The sequence below is a fragment of the Armatimonadota bacterium genome, assembly GCA_029907255.1.
GTDB lineage: Bacteria > Armatimonadota > UBA5829 > DTJY01 > DTJY01 > JAIMAU01.
The window spans coordinates 111,178-126,740 of the sequence record JARYMF010000001.1 but is presented as its reverse complement, the minus strand read 5'-3'; the positions used below and the strand labels follow the sequence as shown (position 1 = coordinate 126,740).

Below are 15,563 nucleotides of genomic sequence, written 5' to 3'. Positions count from 1 at the left end.
CCGATAATCACGCGCACGGTGGATTCCGCTTATAAAACAAAATAACAAAAGGCTCAATGGTGAGCTGAAGAAACTACTCCAAAGGAGGAGAACAGTTCATGGACGAAACACGTCTGGCGTTGACGCCCAACAAGATCGCTCGTTTTCTTAACAAACCCCCCGCAGAATTTACAAAACAAGACCTCATAGCCTTTATAGAATCCAACAACATCGAGATGGTAAATTTCCGTTATGTTGGCGGGGATGGGCGCCTCAAGACACTTAATTTCGTAATCAGTAGCCCAGAGCACCTCGACCAGTTGCTTTCGGTTGGAGAAAGGGTTGATGGCTCAAGTTTGTTCCCATATATTGATACGGGTTCAAGCGACCTCTATGTGGTGCCCAAATATAAAACTGCCTATGTAAACCCATTCGCACCCATTCCAACCGTAGATATCCTCTGCTCCTACTATACAAGCGAAGGCGAACCTCTCGCTATTGCTCCAGAAAATATTGTCCGAAAAGCGCATGAGTCGCTGAAGCGCGCCACTGGACTAAGCCTTGACGCATTAGGTGAGCTGGAATATTACGTCCTTTTCGAAAAGCAACCCCTCTATCAAACCCAACCACAGAAAGGCTACCACGAATCACCTCCATTCACGAAATGGGAAAACCTGCGAGTTGAGGCAATGCAAGCAATAGCACAGGCTGGCGGCAAAATCAAATATGGGCACTCGGAGGTTGGGAACATCCACGATGAAGACTTAGAAATGGAACAAGCCGAGATTGAGATGACACCAGCTCCCATTGAGGATGCAGCTGACCAACTCGTAATAGCTAAATGGATTCTCCGAATGATAGGCTACAAATATGGAGTAACAGTTACGTTTGCGCCAAAAATCATGGTTGGCCATGCGGGCAGCGGACTCCACGTTCACATGCGGTTATTAGATAATGGTAAGAATGCGATGGTCCAAGATAACAAACTAAGCGATGCCTGTCGTAAAGCTATTGCTGGTTGCCTCAAGATGGCACGCTCACTAACAGCATTTGGTAATACTGTACCTACATCTTATCTAAGGCTTGTCCCACACCAAGAAGCACCAACAAACATATGCTGGGGCGACCGAAACCGGTCGGTTTTAATCCGCGTACCTCTTGGATGGCTTAATGTAAAGAACATGATTAGAGATGCCAATCCGCAAGACGAAACTTGCGAAACAAAATGTGTTGACGCACAAACCATAGAGTTCAGAGCCGGCGATGGATCGGCAAACATTCATCATCTGCTAGCTGGCTTAGCAGTAGCCGTGCGACATGGCTTTGAAATGAAAGACGCCTTGGAGCTTGCCAATAAACTTTATGTGGATGTAAACATATTTGCGGAGGAACACAAAAAGATTCAAGAGAAGCTTCCTCAGCTTCCAGCTTCTTGCTGGGAATCAGCCAACTGCCTAATAGAAGATAGAGCCATCTACGAAAAAGATGGCGTCTTCTCGCCATTAGTGATAGATGGTATTGCTAAGGCCCTCAAATCCTATGACGATAAGGACCTAAGCGAGCGTCTCTATGGCAAAGATGAAGAAATCAGGAAACTCGTAGAAAAATACTTGCATTGCTAAGACAGCTGTTATGTTCAATAATTTTGGCTAGCTGATGCAAGCAAACTTGGCAGAGATTCTCCTGGCCGGAGAATCTCTGCCGCAAGTGAAACCTGAATGCCTAGGATACCTTAAGACGACTGTGCTTATTCATTTATTGATGAGTAACTTATCCGTATCTCCTATAAACTTTTGGGAATGGCAATATTGAAAGGCTAATAATAAATTCTTTGCTAATCGCAGAACTCTAAAGTGCAAATGCGGCTGGCACACAAAACAATTGGACTAAAAGCGCTTTGACGAATCCAGACTTTGGGTATCTTTGTATAGCAATATAAAAATGCCCCTTCAAAATGACTGCACGCGCCAATAGACAAAGCACCTAATTCCCCAACGTGGCAATACCCAGATTATACCTAAGGGCTTGCGTATTATCATATCAAACAAGATTCGCTCTTTAGCTAGTTGAAAACCTACTTTCGGTTCGGTTATAATACCAACAAACGACGCAGAAAGTTCGCAAACCCCCATTGCCGTCGTATTGTTGAGGAGGCAAACGTGACCAACGGGCTTGAATCAGCCACAGAAACTTCACGATGGGTGATGCTGAAACAGCTCACCGGCTTCTTCAACTTTATTGGCGAGGCAACCATAATCGGCCTTACTTCGATTCGCCGCATAATTGCGGGAGATATCAACATCAGCGATACAATCAATCAGATGGCTCTAATTGGTTTCAATTCACTTCCTATTGTTATAGTAACTACTGCTTTTTCAGGAGCCGTTCTCGCACTATACACTTCGCAGTTGATGGTTCAGTGGGGCGTTGGGAGTCTAGTTGGCGGAGGAGTTTCAATTTCAGTCGTACGCGAACTTGCCCCTGTTCTAACTGCAATCGTGGTTGCCGCCCGTGCGGGGTCAGCCATCGCCGCCGAAATTGGCACTATGAAAGTTACCGAACAAGTAGATGCGCTACGTTCATTAGGAACAAGTCCAATCCAATACTTGGCTGTACCTAGATTCCTTGCGCTGGTGCTCATGCTACCAGTACTCACCATGCTAGGTGATATTGTTGGAAGCTTCGGTGGCTATGTTGTAGCAATGGCAAATGGCGTTTCATCAGCATCATATCTGAACTCGGCACGGACATGGCTTACCATTGAAGACATTACTAAGGGACTCTTTAAAACCATCTTCTTTGGTGCCTTTATTGCCATTGTGGGCGTCCAACAAGGATTGTCAACAACCGGTGGAGCAGCCGGCGTTGGCCGCAGCACTATGAATGCAGTTGTCATTTCGATGATACTTATCTACATTTCGAATTATTTTTTGGCGGCCATCCTTTTCGGCGGCCGAACACCAGGATTCTGATACGGACGTGATAACTGCGCGGCAGGTTAACTACAAGATAGGGAACAAAAATATCCTACGGGATGTGAATTTTCATATCCCCCAGGGAGACACGGTTTCTATCATGGGGGTGTCGGGCTCTGGCAAGACAACTCTGCTAAAAATTTTGGCAGGATTGATTCGGCCGTCATCGGGCCAAGTATTCATTAACGGTACAGATATCACAAAACTTTCTGAAGATGAGCTAAATCGTATTCGGCATAAAATAGGCGTAGTGTTTCAATATGGAGCGCTATTCGACTCGCTGACCGTTTTCGAAAACGTCGCATTCGCACTTATAAGGCATACTAGTTTAACTCGCAAAGAAATAGAAAATATAGTAGAAGAAAAATTGGCACTTGTCGGCTTGCCAGGGACTCAAAACCTAATGCCCGCCCAATTGAGCGGCGGCATGCAAAAAAGAGTCAGCCTTGCACGAGCCATAGCTATGAACCCAGAAATTCTCTTTTATGACGAACCGACAAGCGGTTTAGATCCGATAATGGCTAATGTCATAAACAATCTTATTACTGAAATGCGAAACCGCCTAGGGGTAACCTCTGTGGTTGTCTCGCATGACATTGACAGCATATTTCGAATATCCAATCGTGTGGCTATGATTCATGACCATACAATCATCGCATATGGTACTGCCGATGAAATTCGACAATCAGACGACCCTAGAGTAAGGCAATTCATTGAAGGCAAAGCTGAGGGCCCTATTCAACCTGGCATAACCGAATAAATAAAAAGTACGCCTGGAGTTACAACATGACGTATAGTCCAGCCTTAAAAGTAGGAATTTTGGTTTTTCTCGCAGCTCTGGCTTTCGTCCTAGTTTTCTGGTTTCTCGAATATTATCAACTTCACCGAGAAATGTACTACATTAGTGTTATATTCACTAATTCCCTTGGTATAATGGAAGGCGACCCAGTGCGGATGGCGGGCGTTCCCATCGGCAGTGTGCGTAGCTTGAGTCTCACCAAGGATGCGAAAGCTAACGTGCTCCTTGGCATAAACCGGAAGTATCGCATTCCCAAAAGATCGCAGTTCATTATTAGGGTTGGCCTGCTTATAGGCGAAAGGTACATTGAAATCATACCGAATCGGAAAACAAAATACTATTTAGCTCAGACGCTGTCGCCCCCATACCCCACAATTACCGGTGAAGTTCCACCAAGAATCGAAGATTTGCTTCCCAACGCCCAGGCTCTTTTAAGCAATCTATCTGAGACCTCCCAAAGCTTGAAAGCGTTGCTCGGCGACAAAACGCTCCAATCAAACATCAAGGAAACAGTAGCGAGCATTAACAGGTCTGCCCAGAAGCTTGAAGCAACAATGGCTACTCTTCAAAACACTGTTGTAAGAAATCAAGACGACGTAGATGCCATAACAAAAAATATCAGCGATGCAACAGAAAACGTCAAGGAGATAACCTCAGAGCTAAACAACCTTGCCAAGAGTAACGAACTTAAGGGAGACATAACAGCAACCGTTCACACTGCAAGGGAGACCGTAGAAAGCCTAGATCGCACCGTTGCAAGCCTGGAAAAACTAGTGACCGCGCCTGAATTCCAAGAAGACATTAGGAAAACAGTTTCTGGAGCCCGCCAAGCAGTTGAAGAAGCAAGACAAGTCATCGACAAGGTGGGCAGGATATTTGGCGGCACGTCGAGATTAAAAAGCAAGATTTCAACACAAGCCTTAAATTTAGATATGCTATATAATCCCAAGGGTGACCACTTCCGCGCCGAGCTAACTGCAACAATACCCACAGGGAAAGAAAAATTCCTAGAGCTTGGCATGTACGACGCAGGTGCAGGTAGTAAGCTTATCCTTCAGCCAGGACAGGAGTTAAATCCGCAAACAAGACTCAGATATGGATTATATGCGTCGCGCCTGGGCTTGGGTCTAGACCATGCTTTTTCATCCAAGGCTTTTGGGAAACTTGATTTGTTTGATCCATATGAACCCAAGTTAAACATCCGAGCAGGCTACAGAGTAACTAGCGATTGGGCAGTTTTGTTAGGAATAGACAACCTTTTTGGCGAAAACCAAGCAGTTTTGGGAGTGAAATTAAACAAGTAGGAGGATACCAGCAAATGAAAGTAATTCTTACTCGGGAGGTAAAGAGTCTCGGGAAGGCGAACGACATAGTCAACGTAGCAGAGGGTTACGCACGCAACTATCTTTTCCCCAGAAAGCTGGCCGTCCCTGCTGATAAAGCACATCTCGCTGAGCTTGAAAAACGCAAGAAAGTCGAGGAAATAAGAGGCGAGAAGCTTCGCGAGGAAGCAAAAGACATAGCAGAGCGATTGAGCGAAATCCAGATAACTGTGACAGGAAAAGTTGGTAGTGGAACGAAGCTATATGGCTCAATTACGCATGCAGATATCGCCGACGCACTTGAGAAACAAACTGGAATTAAGATTGATAAACGCAAAATAGAGCTTGAAGAACCAATCAAGTCTCTGGGCACATACGATGTCCCTATACGCCTCCACAAGGATGCTGTTGCTCATGTAAAGGTGGAAGTCATAGGCGAACAGCAGCAATAAAAGCAATGGACGAATACTTTCATGTATAGCGGCGGAGACTTATATGGATAATCTCTCATTACTTAGCAAGGCTCCTCCACAAAATCTTGAGGCTGAGCAGTCAACTCTAGGCTCAATGATGATTGACCGCGGGGCTCTTGAAAAAGCCATAGATATACTCAAACCAGAAGACTTTTATCGTGAAGCCCACCAAATCATCTTTGAAGCATTAGTATCCCTTGCAATCCAAAACGAACCGGTAGATATAGTTACGGTCCAAGAAGAACTCCGAAGCAAAGGGAAGCTTGAAGCAGTCGGCGGTACAGAATATCTAATGGCACTCATAGACAGCGTGCCGACAGCGGCAAACATCGAGTACTATGCCAGAATTGTCGAGGACAAGGCGATCCTGCGCCGCCTAATAGATGCTTGCATGCAGATAATCAGCTGGACTAACGAATCTGGGGAAGATATAGACTCATTAGTAGATGACGCAGAAAGATTGCTTTTTACGGTATCTCAGCGGCGAATGGGACGCTTCTTTGTCCCACTTAAGGAGCTTGCGCACCAAGCATTCGAGCGAATTGAAAACCAATATAAAGAGAAGGCGCTGGTATCAGGGTTGCCTACTGGATTTCGAGATCTCGATATAATAACCTCGGGCCTCCAAGCTGGCGACCTCATCATCGTGGCAGGTAGGCCCTCAATGGGGAAAACTGCTTTTTGCCTTGATATCGCGAGGCACGTCGCCATCCATGAAAAGAAACCCGTTGCCATATTCAGCCTTGAAATGTCAAAAGAACAGCTCACCCTCAGACTAATCTGCTCACAATCGAGAGTAGACTCCCATCGCTTGCGAACTGGCTATATCCAAGCAAACGAATGGCCGAAGCTCGCCGAGGGAGTCGGGATGCTTTATAACGCACCAATCTTTATAGACGACAGCACTGATATGACACCGCTTCAGATGCGCACCAAATGTCGCAGACTCAAGGCGGAACATGGACTTTCACTTGTAATCATTGACTACCTCCAGCTCATGCAGGCGCATAGACGAGGAGATAACCGAAACCAAGAGATTGCAGAGATTGCCAGAATGCTTAAAAGTCTAGCACGAGAGCTAGACGTCCCAGTAGTCGCTCTATCTCAGCTGAGCCGTGCGGTAGAACAAAGACAAGATAAGCGGCCAATTCTCTCAGACCTGCGTGAAAGCGGTTCGATTGAAGCAGAAGCCGATTTAGTTGCTTTTCTCTACCGGCCCGACTACTACAAACACACACCAGCAATTGAGTCGGTGGATGACATGGATGATGAAAACCCAATGGTTCAATCAGGTGAAACCCTAGTGCATAAAACAGAAATTATAGTTGCGAAACAGCGAAATGGTCCAACGGGTACTATCCACCTTGCATTCCTGCCAAAATTCGCAAGCTTTGAAGACTTGGAGGAGGAAAGAACGGAGATCTAATGAGAGTACTAATCGTTGGCTCAGGAGGCAGAGAACATGCTCTGGCATGGAAAGTAGCCCAAAGCCCCTTGGTTACAAAACTTTATTGTGCCCCTGGAAATGCGGGCATGGCCATGTTAGGAGAATGCTTTAACATAAAGGCTACTGACATTCAAGGTTTGCTGGATTTTGCTAAAGAAAAGAAAATTGACCTTGCCATAATTGGACCTGAATCACCTCTTATCGCCGGAATAGCTGATGTCTTCCGTGAGGAAGGAATTCCAACTTTCGGCCCAAGCAAAACTGCCGCAACCATTGAGGGAAGCAAGGTTTTTACAAAAGATCTTCTTTCCAAGTATGGCATTCCAACTGGAGAATACCGCACTTTCTCCAGCTCCAAAGAAGCTAAAGCATTCATAGACCAAATTTCCAAAGGACAAGAAGAACTTCCAATTGTCATAAAAGCAGATGGAGAAGCCGCTGGAAAAGGTGTCTTTGTATGCGACAAGAAGACGCAGGCGATCAAAGCAATAGAAACTATTATGGATGAAAGGGCATTTGGTGCTTCTGGCGACAAAATCGTAATAGAAGAGCGCCTCGAAGGTCAGGAAGCCTCGCTTATGGTAATTACGGACGGTGAGGAAATCATTGCGCTACCACCAGCCCAGGATTATAAACGTGTTAACGATAATGACCAGGGGCCGAACACTGGCGGCATGGGATGCTATTCTCCTGTTCCTGCTGTAACTCCAGAAATCTATGATGAAGTATTAGAAACAGCAATTCGGCCTACAATCAAGGCAATGAAGGCGGAGGGCAGGCTTTACACGGGTTTGCTTTATGCCGGGATAATCCTTACTAAAAATGGACCTAAGATTTTGGAATTTAATGCGCGGTTTGGAGACCCAGAAACTCAAGTAGTCCTGCCGCTTCTAGAAAATGACCTCGTAGAAGTAATTCAAGCCTCGCTAGCTGGCTCCCTCGACTCTCTGGAGTTAAAATGCTATAATGGATGTGCGGTTTGTGTGGTCATCGCATCGGAAGGTTATCCTGGCAACTATGAGACTGGTAAACCAATCTCCGGTCTAGAGGCTGCTGGGAAGATGGAAAATGTGATAATTTTCCATGCAGGGACAAAACTTCAGGATGGAAAAGTCGTTACCAGCGGCGGTCGGGTGCTAGGAGTAACTGCTCTCGGCAAAACCTTCAAGGATGCGGTTGAAAGGGCATACTCCGCGGTAGGAAAGATTTACTTTGATGGAATGCACTACCGAAAAGACATTGGTGCTAGAGCAATAAAGAACAACTGAATTTGATTATTTCTATTTCTAATTTATTGCGAAGGAGGTTAACGTGGCCGCAAAAGTTGGCATTCTCATGGGAAGTGACTCCGACCTCCAAGTTATGCAAGAGGCAGCAAAGATACTGGATGACCTCGGCATAGAGCACGAGGTCAAAGTTATCTCGGCGCACCGCAGTCCTAGGCTGGCAATCAAATACGCAGAAAGCGCAGAAGACATGGGAATCGAAGTCATAATTGCCGGTGCTGGAGGAGCGGCACACCTTCCCGGTGTGCTCGCCGCACTTACCCCCATTCCCGTGATAGGCGTGCCAATTAAATCTGCAAGTCTTAATGGCTTGGATTCTCTACTTTCGATTGTGCAAATGCCCTCAGGTGTGCCGGTCGCAACAGTCTCAATAAACGGTGCAAAAAACGCTGGAATATTGGCTGCCCAGATTCTTTCGGTCAAATACCCAGAGATTAGAGAGAAGATCAAGGAATACAAGGCAAAGCTTGCCGCCGAAATCGAGGCAAAGAACATCAAGCCGTAAAATTTACTGCGCGCGCTGTATTTTAGAGCCACTTTGCAAAACAAAATAGGGAACAGAGGATGAAATGATAGACAGATATTCGCTCCCAAAAATGAAGGCCATTTGGGAACTAGAAAACAAGTACCAAAAATGGCTTGAAGTTGAGATAGCTGTAGCCGAAGCGTTAGCCGAATATGGCTATATTCCCAAGGATGCACCTTCAAAGATCAAAGCCAAGGCACGCTTTACAGTTGAGCGCTGTCTTGAAATCGAAGAAACTACTCAGCATGATGTAATGGCTTTCGTCAAATGTGTCGCAGAGAATGTAGGCGAAGAAGGCAAGTATGTTCACTACGGAATTACCTCATACGATGTTGTTGATACAGCTTTAGCGCTCCTCATGCGAGAGTCGGCAGATTTGATTCTCGAAGACCTCAAACGGCTAGCGGAGGTCGTGCGAGCCAGAGCACGCGAACATAAGTACACACTCATGATTGGCAGAACGCATGGCATACATGCTGAGCCAATCACATTTGGTTTTAAGCTTGCTGGTTGGTATGCTCAAATCCTTCGAGACATCGAACGCATGTCGAATGCCCGCGAAGCGATAAGCTACGGGAAGATATCTGGAGCTGTCGGTATTTATGCAAATATAGACCCACGAGTTGAACAATACGTTTGCAACGTTTTGGGATTGAAACCTGCCGAGCATTCTACTCAAATCATTGCTCGCGACCGCCATGCGCAATTTCAAACAACGCTTGCAATCATCGCCGGTTCACTAGAAAACTTTGCAACTGAGCTTAGGAACCTACAGCGCACCGAGATTTTGGAGGTCCAGGAATACTTCGCCAAGGGCCAGAAAGGGTCGTCAGCAATGCCACACAAGCGCAACCCAAGGCTTTCAGAACAGATTGCCGGCTTAGCCAGAGTGGTTCGCTCGAACACCATTCCAGCACTAGAGAATATCGTTACATGGCATGAGCGCGACCTAACCAACTCTTCGGTTGAGAGAATCATCATTCCAGATAATTGCATATTAATTGATTACCTGCTTAATACATTTACTCGCGTTGTAGAGCGGTTAGTGATTTATCCTGAAAACATGATGCGCAACTTAGAAAAAATGGGCGGCCTTGTGTTCTCCGAGCGAATAATGTTAAAGCTCATAGAGAAGGGTCTCTCGCGCGAAGACGCATATGTCATAGTGCAGGAAAACTCTGCGAAGGCATGGGAAGGTGAAAACTTCAAAGAAGCGCTTGAATCGGACCCACGAGTTACAGCTTTCTTAAGCAGGGACGAACTTGAAGAAATTTTCGACTACCACCACCATGTGCGCAACGTGGATGTTATATTCGAGAGATTGGGAATTTGACTCCAATGTATTCTAAAGAGGCTAAACAATTTACAAACAACGTCCTCTGTATGAAGTCACCAACAATAACTTCAAGCTATAAAATGGATTTGTACTATGTGTCAAAACTTTGATCGTCCACACGAAGAATGCGGCGTATTTGGCGTCTATGCAGAAGGTGAAGACGTTGCAAGGCTAACGTACTTCGGCCTATTTGGCTTACAGCATCGCGGCCAAGAAAGCGCTGGAATTGCAGTCTCGGATGGCTCAGTCATCCGCGTTCACAAGGACATGGGCCTTGTGAACCAAATTTTTACCGAATCAATCCTTGCAGAACTGCGTGGTCATATTGCTATTGGCCACAACCGATATTCCACTACTGGGTCATCCATCGTGCAAAATGCTCAGCCTATAGTTTGCGAATCAAAGTTTGGAACAATCGCGATTGGGCACAATGGAAATTTAATCAACGCTGCAGAACTCCGCTCCGAACTTGAAGCTGATGGCGAAACTTTCACTTCAACAAGCGACACCGAAATAATCGCCAAGCTAATCGCCCGCAGTGATGCCTCCTCAATCGAAGACGCAATCACCGAAACCATGCATAAGATTAGTGGCGCATACTCACTAGTTATTCTCACGCGCGATAAATTGTTGGGTGTTCGGGACCCATACGGGATACGTCCACTCTGCATTGGAAGATTCAACCACCAAAATTACATCCTTTCATCAGAAACGTGTGCCTTAAGCCTTGTGGGAGCAAAGTTTGTCAGCGAAATCGAACCCGGTGAGATAGCAATCATCGACAAGTCGGGTTTGCGTGAAGTTCAAGCTATACCAACGCGCAAACACGCCCTCTGTGTGTTTGAGTTTATCTACTTCGCCAGACCAGATAGCATGATGTATCACAAGACACTGCATCTTGTGCGCCAGAGGATGGGCCACGAGCTCGCGCAAGAGCACCCAGCACCCGATGCTCAAGTAGTTATCCCAATCCCCGATACCGGCACACCTGCAGCAATTGGATATGCAGCGGCATCGCGCATTCAATATGGCGAGGGCGTAATCAAGAATCGGTACATTCATCGAACGTTTATTGAACCCAATCAAAGGATGCGCGACCTAGGCGTGCGAATGAAATTCAACCCTGTAAAAGAAACATTAGCAGGCAAGAGAGTGGTAATGGTCGAAGACAGCATTGTTCGAGCAACAACCACAAGACCAACCGTCAAGATGCTTCGTGACGCTGGTGCAATAGCAGTTCACGTTCGAATTAGCTCACCGCCGATTAAATACCCATGTTTTTATGGAATCGATATGGCAAAACAATCCGAATTAATCGCTGCTAACATGTCGGTTGAAGAGATTCGCCAGCATATCGGTGCCGACAGCCTAGGTTATTTGAGCATCAAAGGGCTTGTTCAAGCAATCGGGCTTCGGCGTGATAAGTTCTGCCTAGCCTGCTTTGATGGCAAATATCCAATCGAAATTCCGCATCATATCAAGGTTTCCAAGTTTGCGTTTGAACCAGAAGAGGAAAAGAAGCGCGAGCACGAGATATTTGCAGGAAGGAGCGCGCGATGAAGGAAAGAACAACCTATAAAGCCGCTGGAGTGGACATTGATGCCGCTAATGAAGCGGTTCTCCGAATGAAGGAATATATAAGGTCAACCTTTACACCAGGCGTTCTGACTGACGTGGGTGCTTTTGGAAGCATGTATCAATTAGACCTGAAAGACACACAACAGCCTGTGCTTGTTTCTAGCATTGACAGCGTTGGCACTAAACTCAAAATTGCCTTCATGCTAAAAAAACATGATACAGTTGGCCACGATATCGTCAACCACTGTGTTAATGATATCCTTGTCCAAGGTGCGCGCCCTTTATTTTTCCTTGATTACTTTGGCACAAGCCAACTCAATCCCGAAGTAGTTGTTGAAGTCGTAAAAGGCACTGCAGAAGCGTGCAAGAACGCCGGGTGTGCGTTGATTGGCGGCGAGACGGCAGAACTCCCCGGATTCTACCTTCCTGACGAATACGACCTAGTGGGCTGTATTATTGGCTTGGTAGATAGAAACAAAATTGTTGATGGCTCAAAAGTGCTTCCAGGCGATGTATTGGTCGGAATAGCCTCTAGCGGATTACATACCAACGGATATTCTCTTGTCCGCCACATCTTCTTTGATATGGCAAAAATGCGAGTTGACCAAGACATCCCAGAGCTAGGAACAACCCTGGGCGAGGCTCTTCTAATTCCTCATAAAATCTATCTAAAACCCGTGCAAGTTTTGCTCTCAGAATTTGATATACACGGGATGGCACATATCACAGGAGGCGGATTCTACGACAACATTCCGCGGGCCCTTCCTGAGGACTGCCAAGCCATTGTATATCGGCAGGCATGGGAAGCACCGCCGATATTTAGGCTAATTCAGGAAATGGGGAACATTGCCGAACCCGAGATGTATCGCACATTTAACATGGGCATTGGCTATATTCTAATCGTCCCACGCGAACAAGCGATGAAAATTGTTGCCAGGCTTAAAGAACTAGGTGAAAATGCATATGCGATTGGAGAGGTGCGAAAAGGCAGTCGCGAAGTCCAGGTTATCTAAGCTTTCGCAGATGCAGATTATCCTCGTGAGGAATTGAGAGCAATAATCAAATGACAAACAACCCGAAAAGTATCAATATTGCGGTAATGGTTTCTGGTCACGGCCGGGGGAGCAACATGCAGGCAATAATTGATGCCTGCAAGGAAGGCAGAATAACTGGCAGGGTCGCCGTAGTAATCGGTGTAAAAGATGATGCACCTGCCATGGAGCGTGCTAGAAGTCAAGGCATTTTGGCGGTTGAGATTAAACCAAAAGCATACGAAAGCGACGAAGCATATGGCAAAGCCATTCTTGATGTTTTAGCTGAACACAAAATAGACCTCCTCTGTCTTGCCGGCTATATGAGAATACTTCCCGCCAATGTTGTAAGCGCCTACCGCTGGCGGATAATGAACATTCATCCTGCGCTCATCCCGATGTTTTGCGGGAAAGGAATGTTTGGCGAGCACGTTCACCGCGCCGCACTCGAATATGGAGTCAAATACTCCGGTTGCACAGTCCACTTCGTCGATGAGGAATACGATACCGGGCCAATAATACTCCAGAAAGTCGTGCCCGTCGAGGAAGGAGACACACCAGAAACGCTGGCAGCGCGGGTGCTAGTCCAGGAACACAAAGCATATCCTGAGGCAATCCAGCTTTTCGCAGAAGGTCGTCTCTCAATTGAAGGCCGTGTCGTGCATATCCGTCCTGCACAAGAACTGCAAAACGATGAAACTGTCCGAGAATAGCCAATTGCTAAAACCAGCCCACTTATTGCACTTCCAAAATAATTTTTTTATTCCCTGGCATTATCAATATGGCATTCGACTAGGAAGCTCTCTTTCTTCATTCAAAAGAATATTAAACAATTTCTTGTTTTGTGCTTGGAGATCTATTGACTCCACTTAAAGCGTTGCGGTAATCTTTTTGGGTATGGCTATGTCTATTGAAGATTCAAAGACGTTTACAATATCCGCAAAACCTATGCCAGCGTTAGAAATTGTGCGCATGCTTGAGGCTGGAGGACCTGCAATTGACCGATATCTAGGCGAAGAAATTTACGCAAACTCACAGCCCGACTACATTGCAGCGCAAAGGAAGCGGCTGGCAGAAGTTGCAAAGTTTCATGCAGAGCGAGTTGGCAACCGACCTACTTTCCTAATCCGTGCACCTGGACGACTAAATGCGTTCCTTGAGTATCTCGACATGTGTGCTGGAGACCACATGTCAACCACGATTGACGGTGATGTGCCCGCCTGTGTTTCACCAAGAGAAGATAACACACTAAACCTTGCGAACATTAATCCTCTTTTTCCTCCCGAAGAATTATCCATCTCGGCGGAGTTTAGACGCTTTGCAGATGAGCCTTTATGCCGACATGCAAGAATGGCTGATAATTGGGACAACAGAACACTGGTAATTCCACACTTCGGCAGACCACAAGGCAAATGGACGAACTACGTTATTAGTCCCTATCTTCGAGTGATGTGGGACTCGCCTTCGCTGGAACTAAAAGGTGCTGACATATCCTTCGGGCGTGCAACCGCACCATTCCGCGCGGGAACAAGCTCATCATCGGCAGTCGTTGTACTCTCATTCCTAGCGCTTTATCTCTCAAATCGTGACCGCCTGCCATCATGGGAAGTGCCAGAAATATGCAAAATGCTCGGCGAGGCAGAGTGGTATGTCGGCACACACGGCGGCGCAAATGACCAGACAACGATTTTGCGGAATATGCCAAATTGCGTACTCTACAACCGGCACTCACGGACACCGCTCGAATCCACTCCCCTGCCCTTCTTAAGGGGAGTCCACGTCGTGTTGGCAAACTCGCTGTGGGAGGTAAATAAGTCACTAACAGGCAACCAAAGCTTCAATATGAGAAAAGGTTGGATGGAACTGGGCGATGAATTAATGAAGCTGATTATAGCCGAGGTAAAGGACGCACGCAACCAGGGCAAAGCTCATGGTTCAGGCTGGCTGTCCAACCTAATTAAAAAGCGCTTTGGCTTCGAGGTTGAGAATGAACCCCATCTTTTGGAAACACATCCTGAATATTGGGACAAAATCGAGGCAAATTATCACAAATTCGGCAGCCTAGATGAAGACATCTTGGGCATTCCCAATGCAGCCATCGAGGAGCTAATTCTTCTCCTGCCAGTAAAAATCACCCCTGATGAGGCAGCACGTATCCTTGGGAAGGATAGAGAAACTATTGAACAACTTTATACCAAACCAAAAAGGTCCATCGGCGGGTATCACACGCGCACAACGGCAAGGTTTTTTTATAAGGAAAATATAATTGGCAGAAAATTGGAGAAAATATTCCTCGAAGCTGAGAATCGGTTGAAACGAGGCGAGCTCACTGTAGATTCGCCTGAATATGACCGATACCGCGTAATGGTGGGCGAGCTCGTGGAGCAACTTCAGCATATCCTTGCATTTGATTTCAGAGTTTCGAACTCCCAACTCGACCGACTGATAAACATTGCAAGGCGCGGGCCTGGATATCTTGGAAGCAAGCTTACAGGCGCAGGCAAAGGCGGATGCGTTTCAATTCTCGTACGTGAGAACCAATCCCAAGCAATGTGCGAATACCTTGATGAAGAGTACTACGGCAAACGCGAAAACTTCGAGGAATATCGCCAGATTCTTCAAGATGTCCTCCGATACTACGAACCGGACTCATTCGAACGCGCATCGGCCATCGAGCAATTGGAAAACCTAGAAAACGCCCTAGCATCCATAAAAGATCAGCGCCGTGTCGTTACCTTTAGCCGTGGAGCATGTGTGGTAGATTTGGAGGCATTGGGATAGCAAACCAAAAACGAAGACCTGAAGCAAAAT

The 15,563-nt window shown here is 46.3% G+C and carries 13 protein-coding genes; all 13 read left to right on the top strand.

Annotation, left to right across the window (positions count from 1 at the left end; all coding sequences use genetic code 11):
* Positions 1-98: 98 nt before the first annotated feature.
* The 13 genes from QHH26_00525 (at position 99) to QHH26_00465 (ending at position 15,533) form a co-directional block, all read left to right on the top strand.
* On the top strand, positions 99-1,601 hold the full coding sequence (locus tag QHH26_00525; GenBank protein MDH7480440.1) for a glutamine synthetase family protein: 1,503 nt from the start codon (positions 99-101) through the stop codon (positions 1,599-1,601).
* A 537-nt stretch (positions 1,602-2,138) separates the two neighbouring features.
* Positions 2,139-2,951: an ABC transporter permease gene (locus QHH26_00520; protein ID MDH7480439.1), complete on the top strand. Its 813-nt coding sequence runs from the start codon at positions 2,139-2,141 to the stop codon at positions 2,949-2,951.
* Positions 2,952-2,958: 7 nt separating this feature from the next.
* The gene (locus tag QHH26_00515) at positions 2,959-3,714 is read left to right on the top strand and encodes an ABC transporter ATP-binding protein (GenBank protein MDH7480438.1); all 756 of its coding nucleotides are present in this window, start codon (positions 2,959-2,961) and stop codon (positions 3,712-3,714) included.
* A 26-nt stretch (positions 3,715-3,740) separates the two neighbouring features.
* The gene (locus QHH26_00510; GenBank protein MDH7480437.1) at positions 3,741-5,057 is read left to right on the top strand and encodes an MlaD family protein; all 1,317 of its coding nucleotides are present in this window, start codon (positions 3,741-3,743) and stop codon (positions 5,055-5,057) included.
* A 14-nt stretch (positions 5,058-5,071) separates the two neighbouring features.
* Positions 5,072-5,527 carry a 50S ribosomal protein L9 gene (gene rplI / locus QHH26_00505; protein ID MDH7480436.1) on the top strand — a complete coding sequence of 152 codons (456 nt, stop codon included), beginning with the start codon at positions 5,072-5,074 and terminating at the stop codon, positions 5,525-5,527.
* 43 nt (positions 5,528-5,570) lie between these two features.
* Entirely contained in the window at positions 5,571-6,974 is a 1,404-nt protein-coding gene (gene dnaB / locus QHH26_00500) for a replicative DNA helicase (protein ID MDH7480435.1), read from the top strand.
* The gene (gene purD / locus QHH26_00495) at positions 6,974-8,263 is read left to right on the top strand and encodes a phosphoribosylamine--glycine ligase (protein ID MDH7480434.1); all 1,290 of its coding nucleotides are present in this window, start codon (positions 6,974-6,976) and stop codon (positions 8,261-8,263) included. The genes dnaB and purD overlap by 1 nt, the downstream gene beginning before the upstream one ends.
* A gap of 67 nt (positions 8,264-8,330) precedes the next feature.
* The gene (purE, locus tag QHH26_00490; GenBank protein MDH7480433.1) at positions 8,331-8,786 is read left to right on the top strand and encodes a 5-(carboxyamino)imidazole ribonucleotide mutase; all 456 of its coding nucleotides are present in this window, start codon (positions 8,331-8,333) and stop codon (positions 8,784-8,786) included.
* A gap of 64 nt (positions 8,787-8,850) precedes the next feature.
* Positions 8,851-10,140 carry an adenylosuccinate lyase gene (gene purB, locus QHH26_00485; GenBank protein ID MDH7480432.1) on the top strand — a complete coding sequence of 430 codons (1,290 nt, stop codon included), beginning with the start codon at positions 8,851-8,853 and terminating at the stop codon, positions 10,138-10,140.
* A 96-nt stretch (positions 10,141-10,236) separates the two neighbouring features.
* Positions 10,237-11,703, top strand: a complete 1,467-nt coding sequence (gene purF / locus QHH26_00480; GenBank protein MDH7480431.1) for an amidophosphoribosyltransferase — start codon at positions 10,237-10,239, stop codon at positions 11,701-11,703.
* Positions 11,700-12,734, top strand: a complete 1,035-nt coding sequence (gene purM / locus QHH26_00475; GenBank protein ID MDH7480430.1) for a phosphoribosylformylglycinamidine cyclo-ligase — start codon at positions 11,700-11,702, stop codon at positions 12,732-12,734. The genes purF and purM overlap by 4 nt, the downstream gene beginning before the upstream one ends.
* A 50-nt stretch (positions 12,735-12,784) precedes the next feature.
* On the top strand, positions 12,785-13,465 hold the full coding sequence (gene purN / locus QHH26_00470; GenBank protein ID MDH7480429.1) for a phosphoribosylglycinamide formyltransferase: 681 nt from the start codon (positions 12,785-12,787) through the stop codon (positions 13,463-13,465).
* Between the two features lie 190 nt (positions 13,466-13,655).
* Positions 13,656-15,533 (top strand): hypothetical protein, encoded by a 1,878-nt coding sequence (locus QHH26_00465; GenBank protein ID MDH7480428.1) that lies wholly within the window; start codon positions 13,656-13,658, stop codon positions 15,531-15,533.
* Positions 15,534-15,563: the final 30 nt, after the last annotated feature.